This is a genomic window from Nitrosomonas sp. Nm166 (genome assembly GCF_900112825.1).
Taxonomy (GTDB): domain Bacteria; phylum Pseudomonadota; class Gammaproteobacteria; order Burkholderiales; family Nitrosomonadaceae; genus Nitrosomonas.
Map to the genome: position 1 here is coordinate 38,010 of NZ_FONE01000024.1, position 10,938 is coordinate 48,947.

10 protein-coding genes and 1 pseudogene are annotated in these 10,938 nt (G+C 40.5%); 3 read left to right on the forward strand and 8 right to left on the reverse strand.

Annotation, left to right across the window (positions count from 1 at the left end; all coding sequences use genetic code 11):
• Positions 1-65: 65 nt before the first annotated feature.
• The 6 genes from lepA to rpoE all read right to left on the reverse strand — a co-directional run bounded on the left by lepA (position 66) and on the right by rpoE (position 5,990).
• A complete protein-coding gene (gene lepA / locus BM021_RS08300) occupies positions 66-1,862 on the reverse strand; it encodes a translation elongation factor 4 (protein ID WP_177186341.1) in 1,797 nt (598 codons plus the stop codon).
• Positions 1,863-1,956: 94 nt separating this feature from the next.
• A complete protein-coding gene (locus BM021_RS08305; RefSeq protein WP_256207846.1) occupies positions 1,957-2,247 on the reverse strand; it encodes a glutaredoxin family protein in 291 nt (96 codons plus the stop codon).
• Positions 2,234-3,643, reverse strand: a complete 1,410-nt coding sequence (locus tag BM021_RS08310; RefSeq protein ID WP_090720574.1) for a DegQ family serine endoprotease — start codon at positions 3,641-3,643, stop codon at positions 2,234-2,236. Before BM021_RS08310 ends, BM021_RS08305 begins: the two co-directional genes overlap by 14 nt.
• A 190-nt stretch (positions 3,644-3,833) precedes the next feature.
• On the reverse strand, positions 3,834-4,820 hold the full coding sequence (locus BM021_RS08315; protein ID WP_090720575.1) for a MucB/RseB C-terminal domain-containing protein: 987 nt from the start codon (positions 4,818-4,820) through the stop codon (positions 3,834-3,836).
• Positions 4,817-5,389: a sigma-E factor negative regulatory protein gene (locus BM021_RS08320; protein WP_090720576.1), complete on the reverse strand. Its 573-nt coding sequence runs from the start codon at positions 5,387-5,389 to the stop codon at positions 4,817-4,819. Before BM021_RS08320 ends, BM021_RS08315 begins: the two co-directional genes overlap by 4 nt.
• Before the next feature lies 1 nt (position 5,390).
• Positions 5,391-5,990 (reverse strand): RNA polymerase sigma factor RpoE, encoded by a 600-nt coding sequence (gene rpoE, locus BM021_RS08325; protein WP_090720577.1) that lies wholly within the window; start codon positions 5,988-5,990, stop codon positions 5,391-5,393.
• A 300-nt stretch (positions 5,991-6,290) separates the two neighbouring features.
• Here rpoE and nadB point away from each other — a divergent pair, with 300 nt between their 5' ends.
• Together nadB and BM021_RS08340 are read left to right on the forward strand one after the other, a co-directional pair.
• Positions 6,291-7,895, forward strand: a complete 1,605-nt coding sequence (gene nadB, locus BM021_RS08330; RefSeq protein WP_090720578.1) for an L-aspartate oxidase — start codon at positions 6,291-6,293, stop codon at positions 7,893-7,895.
• A 298-nt stretch (positions 7,896-8,193) separates the two neighbouring features.
• Positions 8,194-8,802: an undecaprenyl diphosphate synthase family protein gene (locus tag BM021_RS08340; protein WP_090720580.1), complete on the forward strand. Its 609-nt coding sequence runs from the start codon at positions 8,194-8,196 to the stop codon at positions 8,800-8,802.
• A gap of 109 nt (positions 8,803-8,911) precedes the next feature.
• On the opposite strand, the gene BM021_RS08345 is transcribed toward BM021_RS08340, so the two are convergent.
• Both BM021_RS08345 and BM021_RS08350 read right to left on the reverse strand, forming a co-directional pair.
• Positions 8,912-9,415: a DUF4142 domain-containing protein gene (locus BM021_RS08345; protein WP_090720581.1), complete on the reverse strand. Its 504-nt coding sequence runs from the start codon at positions 9,413-9,415 to the stop codon at positions 8,912-8,914.
• Positions 9,416-9,961: 546 nt separating this feature from the next.
• Positions 9,962-10,492, reverse strand: a complete 531-nt coding sequence (locus tag BM021_RS08350; RefSeq protein WP_090720582.1) for a hypothetical protein — start codon at positions 10,490-10,492, stop codon at positions 9,962-9,964.
• A 308-nt stretch (positions 10,493-10,800) separates the two neighbouring features.
• Between BM021_RS08350 and BM021_RS08355 the strand changes: the two are divergent.
• A pseudogene (locus BM021_RS08355) lies at positions 10,801-10,938 on the forward strand (IS5/IS1182 family transposase); the annotation flags it as partial.

Consider the following 10,938-nt stretch of genomic DNA (forward strand, 5'->3'; position numbering starts at 1 on the left):
GATTTGATTATATTCATCAAAATTTAATTGATGGCTAGTTGAATGCATTTTGTTTTTACTCATCACTATTTATTATCAACCTGTAAAATCGCCAGAAATGCTTCTTGCGGAATTTCCACATTGCCAACCCGTTTCATTCTCTTTTTACCTGCTTTTTGCTTCTCCAGCAACTTTCGTTTACGCGTAATATCACCACCGTAGCATTTTGCCAACACATTTTTACGCAATGCCTTAACAGTTTCTCGCGCAATAATATGCGCACCAACTGCCGCCTGCACGGCAATATCAAACATCTGGCGAGGAATCAACTGGCGCATTTTTTGAACTAATTCTCGACCTCGATATTGACTACTGTTTCTATGAATAATCAAGGACAGCGCATCCACTTTATCACCGTTGATCAATATATCCAGTTTCACTAGATCTGAAGCACGAAATTCTTTAAATTCATAATCCAATGAAGCATAACCACGGCTGGTCGATTTCAAGCGATCAAAGAAATCCATGACCACTTCGTTTAACGGCATTTCGTAAGTAAGCATGACTTGTTTACCCATATATTGCATATTCGTCTGGATACCGCGCTTACTCACACACAAGGTAATGACTGCACCGACGTATTCTTCGGGTACTAAAATAGTCGAAGTAATAATAGGCTCGCGGATTTCTGCAATTTTAGAAAGATCAGGAATTTTTGATGGGTTTTCAATTTCAATAATTGTGCCATCACGCATCAGTATCTGATAAATCACTGTCGGCGCAGTCGTAATCAAATCCATGTCATATTCTCTCTCTAGTCGTTCTTGAACAATATCCATGTGTAACAGTCCAAGAAAACCACACCGGAATCCAAAACCCAAGGCCTGCGATACTTCTGGTTCGAAATGCAGTGATGAGTCATTTAATCTCAATTTTTCCAGCGCAGAGCGTAATGCGTCATACTGACTGGATTCGACTGGATATAAACCGGCAAATACCTGAGGCTTTATTTCCTTAAAGCCCTGCAATGGGGTGTCGGCTGGATGAGTGGCTGATGTGACCGTATCGCCAACTTTCGCTGTATCTAACTCTTTGATACCCGATATAATAAATCCTACTTCCCCGACGCTGAGAGAATCACGATAAACGGATTTAGGCACAAATACCCCTACCTGCTCACACAGCTGTACTGCCTGACTGGCCATCAGTAAAATCTTATCGCCCGGTTTTAGGGTGCCATCCATTACCCTGACCAATATCACGACGCCAACATAATTATCAAACCAGGAATCAATGATCAGTGCTCTTAATGGTGCATTCGGATTGCCTTTGGGTGCAGGAATTTTAGCAATCAATGCTTCTAGCACATCTTCCACACCCTCGCCTGTTTTTGCGCTGACTCTGACTGCATCATTTGCATCAATTCCGATTACTTCTTCAATATTATTGATCACGCGCGCTGGATCTGCTGCCGGTAAATCAATTTTGTTTAAGACTGGGATGACCTCAACACCTTGTTCAATCGCGGTATAACAGTTGGCCACTGTTTGCGCTTCAACCCCTTGAGATGCATCAACTACGAGAAGTGCGCCCTCACATGCGGCCAGAGAGCGAGAAACTTCATAAGAAAAATCGACATGGCCTGGTGTATCAATTAAATTTAGTAAATAAGTTTCACCACTTCTTGATTTGTATCGCAAAGCCGCGGTCTGTGCTTTGATGGTGATGCCTCTCTCACGCTCCAGATCCATGGAATCCAGTACTTGCTCTTCCATTTCGCGATCAGACAAGCCGCCACATAAGTGAATAATCCGATCTGCCAGCGTTGACTTGCCATGATCAATATGGGCAATAATGGAGAAATTACGAATATGCTGCATCAGGATAGAGGAAAATTATCTTTATAAATAATGTAGAAAATTTAATTAACCAACTCAGAAATTAAAATACTGAAATGGCAATTAAACGAACAGCATTCTAACGAAATTTATCAAGATAATCATCTAAAGCTGCAAAATCCAGAAAGTAGTGACAAATCTCTTGATGATTAGCAGCAGACACTAACACCGGTATTTTCTCTCCATACAGCGCAACGAGCTCCGGATCAGCATCGATATCGATAACCTGAAAGTCAAAAGATACTTGCTTTTGCAAATCTTGCAAAGCAAGTATCATCGTTTGACAAAGATGACATTCTTCACGACCGTATACTATGAGTGCTTTCTTTGTGTGCATTAAGGTCGAAGAATTGAGACTATTTCTTGTCATCAGTAAGTTTCATGGTGATAAAAGTGGTGAGATCACCTCTTTTGACGAGCAAAGCAATATTTTTCCCGCTCTTAACCTGATCAAGAAGCTCATTAAACTGCGCAATACTTTTAACATCCTCACTGTTAAGTCCGAGAATAATATCTCCAACACGTATCCCTGAACGGCTGGCAATGCCTGGCTGGATATCTTCCACCAATAATCCGTTATTGATTTCCAATTGTTTCTTTTGCTCAGCAGTTATTTCGCTCAATGCCAATCCAAGACGATTTGAAATTTCAGGTTTTTTACCCTGCTTCAGTTTACGGCTCTCTACTGCATCATCCGAGCGGGCTTCTCCTACTTCGATTTTAATGGTTTTAAAAGAACCATCTCGCCAGATATGCATCGATACTTTTGAACCTGGCTTGGTATTGCCGACAATACGTGGCAAATCAGCAGACATGATTACTTCTTTGTCATCAAACTTCAATATAATATCGCGCACTTTGATGCCTGCCTGATCAGCAGGGCCGCCTTTTTCTACTGAAACGACGAGTGCGCCATTACTGTCAGACAAACCAAAAGATTCCGCTAGTTCTTTGGTGACTTCCTGTATCATTACGCCAATTCTTCCACGGCTTACTTTACCGCTGACTTTTAACTGGTCTGCAATTTCAGTCGCAACATTGATGGGTATCGCAAATGATAATCCCATAAAACCACCTGTCCGACTGTAGATTTGAGAGTTGATACCGACTACCTCGCCTTTCATGTTAAATAAAGGTCCGCCTGAATTACCCGGATTGATTGCCACATCCGTTTGTATAAACGGAACATAATTTTCCTGCGCCAGTGAACGGCCTTTGGCACTCACGATGCCTGCAGTTACACTATGCTCAAAACCAAAAGGTGAACCGATTGCAACAACCCATTCACCAACCCTGAGATTGTCAGGATTTCCTTGGGTAACTCTTGGCAGTTCAGCTGCATTTATCTTGATCAGTGCAATATCGGTTTTTCGATCGGTACCAATCACTTCTGCCACAAACTCACGTTTATCATTAAGCCTTACAGTAATCTCATCAGCAGCTTCAACAACATGAGCGTTCGTCAAAATATAACCATCCGAGCTGATGACGAAGCCGGATCCTAAAGACTTCGGCTCAGACCTTCTCGGTGCAGAGAATGGTTGCATATGCTTTTTAAAAAAATCATAAAAAGGTGAATTCTCAGGAATACCGGGTATTTCAGGAAGGCCATGATTGTTTATGGTATTAAAAGATTGCACGGCACTGATATTTACTACCGCAGCCCCATGTTTCTCAACCAGCCCTGTAAAGTCAGGCAACTGATTAGTTTGTGCAAAAACAATTGAGGGTGATAAGAACAGTGAAATTAATATGAGTTGGGACATTATTCTTATTCTTCCTATAAAACTCATACAAGTAATTAATATATGATTCATTTTTTACAATCTGAGAATATTTAATTTTTAAGATATTTTTATAGAAAATCGAGGATAAGATCTAATTACTTAAACTATAACTCTAATAATAATCACATCTGCACAGGAAACAGCGGCATCAATTCTTTACTTATAGCCTTTAATTTTGCCTAGAGACGGAATCACCTATTAATTTTATAGTTTCCAATGGCGCTTCTCCGACAGTAGTTATTTTATTATCGCCGAGTGTACGAATATAAATATTTATAGCACCACGGCTTGTAAAAAAACCCGGTACGGGTGCCGGTGCATCCTTAAGAATAGGCTCTATAAAGATAGAAATCGTTGCAAGCCCATCTGATAGCGCAATATGATCTACTAATACAGATTTTTCGATTAAATTACGTTTCATCTCAACCAATTTCGTGAAACCAGCCGGTAAGTTTCTAATTTGCCATTTTAATTCATTCTCTCTCAAAATCGATGTAGCTAAATTAGTTACTTTCCACTCTTCTTTAATCATCGATTGATCAGGTTTTAACAAGTCGGCGGGAATTTCTCCATCAATTTCCAGTTGCACAAATGCGAATTGCTCAACGATTTCACTGGCATCGAATACCGCAACCTTTATCAGTAAACCTGTCTTTGTATCAATCCAAAATTGATGACCATAGCGCAAAGAATCTCTAGGTATTAACGATAAGACTTGGCATTCACGACCAGATATCCGCTCACGCTTGATTTCCTTAACATAATAATTATTATCGATTCTCTCATAAGAGGAGGGAAGAAGGTTGGGAAAGAATTTACGAAACCAGCGTTTCTCGGTATAAATTTTCTTACTATCCGGTAGATAGCATTTCATTTCATCATTATTGCGGAAAACTACGCGTGGAATTCCATCTAAAACTTCAATTCTTTCATGCTCTCCTGCTTTATCAACTTTATGGACCATGCGTGATGTTTCCATATGACCATCAGCATAATAGACAAATATTCCAGAATAATTACGCTGACGCGGTGCGTCGGCCATTTTCTTCAGCCAACCAAGTGCGCTTTCAGATGAACGAGGTAATTCCTGTGCTAGTGCTACTTGAAAACCAAACGTCAACAAAAAAAACAGCGTAATTATTTTGCGACTAGTCATCTACTACCATATCTTTCGTCGTATTCAGCTGCATTATTTTTTATATTAGTAGGTTGTCCGCGCATATGAGTTCCTGAGGAAAATTCCCTATGCACAAACAGATAATCGTTAATTTCACCAGGTGAATAATTACTTGGTGGGGATGAAACCATGACAGGCACCACATTTTTTAAGTTATTTTCCTGAGGTAAGTTTGGTGGATTTTCCGCAATCTTGGTCTGCTGGGGCTCATAAAAAGGATTATGCATTATTACCCATGCCGAAACCATAGCTATCACAGAAGCTGCCATTGAGAAAGCAAATATTCTGTGTTTCGGTTGCTTGAAAACATTTGATGTATTGATTGATGCTTTAGGGAAGAGTACAGTTGGTTCGGTTTTTAATTTCTGATTAACACTTGAGGATATGTTCATGGATAGGCGAGATGATTGTCGTAGCGCATCACCAATCAGATGATAAGTTTCCCATTCCTGCCGCCATTCTTCATTTTTTCTGAGTGCTTCAATTACATTTGGAGTCTCTTGTTTATCGAGCTCACCGTCCATTAACGCTGATACTTTGCTTTTCACATTACCACCTCTTGTCTTTACTAGTCCCTAATAAAGGGCGTAACTGTTCAGATATTGCTTCTCGTGCACGAAATATGCGTGATCGTACAGTACCAATCGGACAACTCATAATATTTGCAATTTCTTCATAACTTAATCCATCAATTTCTCTTAAAATAATTGCAGTACGCAACTCCTCCGGTAATGAATCCAATGTCTGATTAACCGTTTGAGCGATTTGCTTACTCATCAATTCGCTTTCAGGTGTATTCATTTCCTTTAATATACCGCCTTCCTCAAAATTCTCAGCATCTTCATTGTCAAACTCTTGCAATGTAGGCACTTTGCGCCCCTGAGATACGAGGAAATTTTTTGCGGTATTGATGCCAATCCGATATAGCCAAGTATAAAAAGCACTATCCCCACGAAACAAAGGTAATGCTTTATAAGCCTTGATGAAAGCTTCTTGTGTCACATCTTCAACTTCAGCTGAGTCGCGTATAAAGTGCGACAATAAGCGCGCTAGCTTACGCTGATACTTGATAACTAGTAGATCAAATGCATGCTTATCTCCGCCTTGAACTCGTTCTACTAATTGCTGATCGACTTCCCGATCACCCATACTACTTGGTCCCTGAGCATTTTGAATGAATTTTTAATTTTACTCTTGTTTTACGCAATATAACATGATGGCATAACAGAATAACTAAGTCCATTCAACAACTCTCAGAAACTAAGCAATTAAATATCACTTATTTTAAAGACAATTAGCAAGGTAAATTAGTTCACAATTCCAGCCTGACCTCTGATACAGGCATCCCGCACCTCTTCTGTGAATTAAGACATGAGGCACATTGAGTCTGCTATTATTTAATGCTTAATGCTTTATTTTATTATTGAGATCTAATTCAGTCATGCCCTAATGCCCAAAAATTATTTTGATACGCTTATCATCGGTAGTGGATTAGCTGGTTTTACGCTTGCATTGCATTTAGCGCAATACAGAAGAGTTTGTATAGTAACTAAACAAGTTGCTGACTCAGGTGCCAGCTTATGGGCACAAGGAGGAATTGCAGCAGCCTTATCTAATGATGATTCACCATCAAAGCATGTTCAAGATACCTTAATAGCTGGAGCCGGTCTATGTGATGTGGAAATCACTCGATATGTTGCCGAGAACGCATCTAATGCCATACATTGGCTTATAAATCAGGGTGTCATATTCACCAGTGATGAGGCCAGCGAAACCGGATATCACCTCACTAAAGAGGGTGGTCATAGCATGCGGCGAATTATTCACAGTGGTGACGCGACTGGTAAAGCTGTTCAACAAGCGCTTGCTGAGAAAATTAGAACTCATCCGAATATTTGTATATTGGAACATCACATCGCTATCGATCTGATTACCAATGATAAATTGCCTGGCTATACTAATTTACAGAATAAATGTTGTTTTGGCGCCTATGTACTTGACAGACAGAAAGATACAGTACATACATTTACCGCACAAAACACTGTGCTGGCAACGGGCGGTGCAGGCAAAGTCTATCTCTACACTACCAATCCTGATACGGCCACTGGCGATGGCATTGCAATGGGCTGGCGCGCAGGCTGCCGAATAGCTAATATGGAATTTATTCAGTTCCATCCAACCTGCCTTTATCATCCTCATGCCAAATCATTTCTAATCAGTGAAGCAGTTCGCGGCGAAGGAGGGTTATTGAAACTTCCTAATGGCGATCGCTTTATGCCCTGGCATGATCCGCGCGCTGAGCTTGCACCCCGTGACGTTGTCGCTCGTGCCATTGATTTTGAAATGAAAAAACGGGGAATTGACTGTGTTTATCTCGATATATCCTATAAGCCGGCCAGCTTTTTAAAAAAGCACTTTCCGACGATATACGCTCGATGCTTAGAATTAGGCATTGATATGACTAAAGAACCGATTCCTGTCGTTCCTGCGGCACATTATACTTGTGGTGGCGTTGTCACGGATAGAAACGGTAAAACTGACTTGAATAATCTCTACGCCATCGGAGAAACAGCGCATACCGGCTTACATGGCGCCAATCGCTTAGCAAGCAATTCCTTATTGGAATGCTTGGTGTTAGCTCAAGCTGCGGGAGATGATATTGTCAAACAGCCTGTTAATCCATTACCCGAACTACCCGATTGGGATGAAAGTCGCGTTACAGATGCAGACGAAGAGATAGTTATTGCCCACAATTGGGATGAATTACGTCGTTTTATGTGGAATTATGTCGGCATTGTACGAACAACTAAACGGTTGCAGCGCGCTCAGCATAGAATTGAGTTATTGCGCGAAGAAATTAATGAATATTACACAAATTTCAGAGTAACCAGCGATTTATTGGAATTACGTAATCTTGTTGATAGCGCTGATTTGATTGTACGAAGCGCAATGTTGCGTCATGAGAGCCGAGGATTACACTATAGCAAGAATTATCCAGATACCTTACCAGTTGCTCAGAATACTATCCTGAGAAAGGGGTCTACTCAAGTATGAATGCTGGGATCTGGCAAACTAAACCCTGTATTAGGAGACTCAGATTAATCCTCGAAGATGACATTCAGATCATTTTAGGTGCTTCAGCCCTAAGCAAGTTCACAGGCTTTGCTGATCTTCCAGCCTTTTACTTCCCTAGCAAGGCACTTGCTCATCAAGCTTCGATCTTTCACTCCAACTATACATCAGAAACTCGACTCTATGCGTGGTATCGCACCGAATATCATGAACAGCAGGTATATTTTATAAAAGTTTAGTTGGATTTTCTTATTCGTAACTCACTATTAAATTTTTAACCATGGCAAAACTTCCTAATCATATCGGTTTTATCCCTGATGGAAATCGTCGATGGGCACAGAAGCGAGATTTACCCAAAGAAGCTGGATACGCGCATGGTATTCTTCCTGGATTGCTTTTATTTGAGGAATGCAAAAAACACAACATCAAAGAAATTTCAGTATATTGTTTCACGCAGGATAACACCAAACGGCCTTCTATTCAGAAGCAGGCATTTAGTGAAGCTACTCAAGTGCTTGCTGCTGAAATTGTACGGCGCGGTGCTGCTTTACTTGTGGTCGGTGATGAAAACTCATCTCAATTCCCCAGCGTTTTGAAAAAATTTCGACAGCGCACCGGGGTTGGAATGAAAGTAAATTTATTGGTTAATTATGGATGGGAATGGGATTTAGCCGGTCTTAAAAATGGTGGCCTTCGTTCTGAAGAGATTTCACGTATTGACCTGATTGTTCGATGGGGAGGCGGAAGACGATTGAGTGGTTTCCTGCCTGCACAATCTGTCTATGCGGACTTCTATGTTAGAGAGGAATATTGGCCAGATTTCGAAATCCAGCACTTTGAAAGTGCACTTGCCTGGTTTAAAAAACAGGATCAGACACTGGGAGGGTAGATAACAGATAATAAAAATTAGGAGGAAGAAAATTCGCTTCATCTAGGATTCTAGGATCGACCTTACCCCACAGCAAGCTGCGGAGTAAGAGGCAAATTGAAACTTTTTCCTATTGAGGAGTGCTTCTTTCAAGTTCTTGTGCCATTTCAAGATGTTTCTCGAGTTTCGGTAATGTTTCCTTCGCAAATGCGCTGAGTTCTCCGAGGTTAGAGTTAGCGGCTCTTTGAAATAATTCAATCGTATCCCGGTGAGCTTCAACTCGATTAGTCGCATAAGCTTTATCAAAAGTCCCCTCTCTCACATTGAGCATCATCGTCTTTGCTTTGTCCATTATTCCTGCCTCGTCAGAGACTTTAAGATTACTGGCTCTTGCAAGTTCTGCTAATCGATTATTTGCTTCCCCATGGTCTTCAATCATCTGCTGAGCAAATTCTCTTGTTTTGGCTGAGCCTTTTTCCAGCGCTAATTTAGCGGTTTCGATCTCTGCCACCCCCTTGGCCGACGCTTCGTCGACGAATTCGGCTGCATCAATATTTCTGGCTGCGAACACATGGCTGGAACAAAAGCCTATGGCAAGAATAAAAGTGGCGATCAGAATGTTGGTTTGTTTCATGATTCTCTCCTTTTAAAGAAAATTTGGCAAAGTATTTATTGAAGGTTGAGTCTTAATAAATTAGAAGGTCATGATGCAAGGCGACAAGTCGCTCAACTACAAGGCTTGATTAGCATTCAAAAATTAAATTTAAATAGGCAATCTCCTTTAAATGTTCAGCAAAAAGTGTTAAAAAAGCATACTTGACATCGGCTAAAAATTCCGTGCGGCAACGAACTTAATTAACTCATTACTCAAACCATGTCATTACTAAGCTTAAGAATCCTATCTTCAATGCGAGTAATTGGATTTCTATCGTTAAATTGCACGTTCTGCGAGTAGTACTGAAAAATAAAGGCGATATTTTTAGCGCAGGACACGAGCTCTGGCAGATCCAAGTATGGAGTTAGCAGTAGAAGCTCCGTAGTGCTTGAGCTGTGTTTAGAGGTGATAGCGTATTGAAAGTTGTCAGGTCATAATCACTATGAAATACCTGCAGTGGTATTTCATGGCTACCTGTATTGGATATGCTCTTTAAGATTTTAATTAATAAAAATGATTACTAGCCTAATCATTATCGTCATCGGCTTTATAACCTTTAAAAGTATCATTTAGAATCGGTGAAGATTTCAATTCCCAATTCATCGAATTACCGCGCTGTTCAAGCACAACAGAAAGTATTTCACCATTATATTGAACACAAGGTATAGTTAATAGGCCATTGTTAACTGTAGTAATACATTCTTTTACGGGTATGGTCTGGTTGGTTACGCAGTTCGCAACATTTACCAATTTAACATCAGTTATCAAACTCGTATTATTATAGGTAGTAATTACGGCCGTAGCATTTTTAATCATGATATCTGTTGCTGTGGTATCTGCTCCTAAGCCAAGAAGATTCAAGCTCGCATCAGTAAGGCATGAATCCGGAGCACCACTAGTAAAGTTTTTTACGACTATTTGAGAACCTGCCACACTGTTATCAAGAATAAAAACAGAATCGCCTTCGACAGCTACGCTTTCAGCCACGGCTGATGGTAGCCCTAGCACAGATAGTGATCCTGCGCATAGTAATGCTGATAATGTATTTTTTTTCATCAAATTCCCCCTAAAATAAAAACAGCCATAAAAAAAGCCTCTAGAATTTTAATTTTTGTTTTTTACATTCACTAGAACTACGTCAATATCAGTTGAAGCTTTAGGATTTTAATCAGACTGATGACCGGCTCTTTTGCCGACTGCTTTTGATGAGCTCTTGTTCAATACCATCTAAATCAGGATTACGCTCAGTAAGCTAGGAAATATAAATGGCCTAGGGTCTGTTGACAATTGAAGATAAGTATTTAATAGAAAGGAGCAAACTCGTAATATTGAGGTTCCTATACCACCAATGAGACGAGTTTGCGATGCCCCGATTGATGCTCAGTGATGAGTTCTGGTCGAAGCTGGGAAGATTCTGCTTCAAGAAGCGATTTATAACAAGCGCAATTTGCGTATGACAGTAGAAGGTATGTTGTATCGAATGCGGGTAGGTTGCCCGTGGC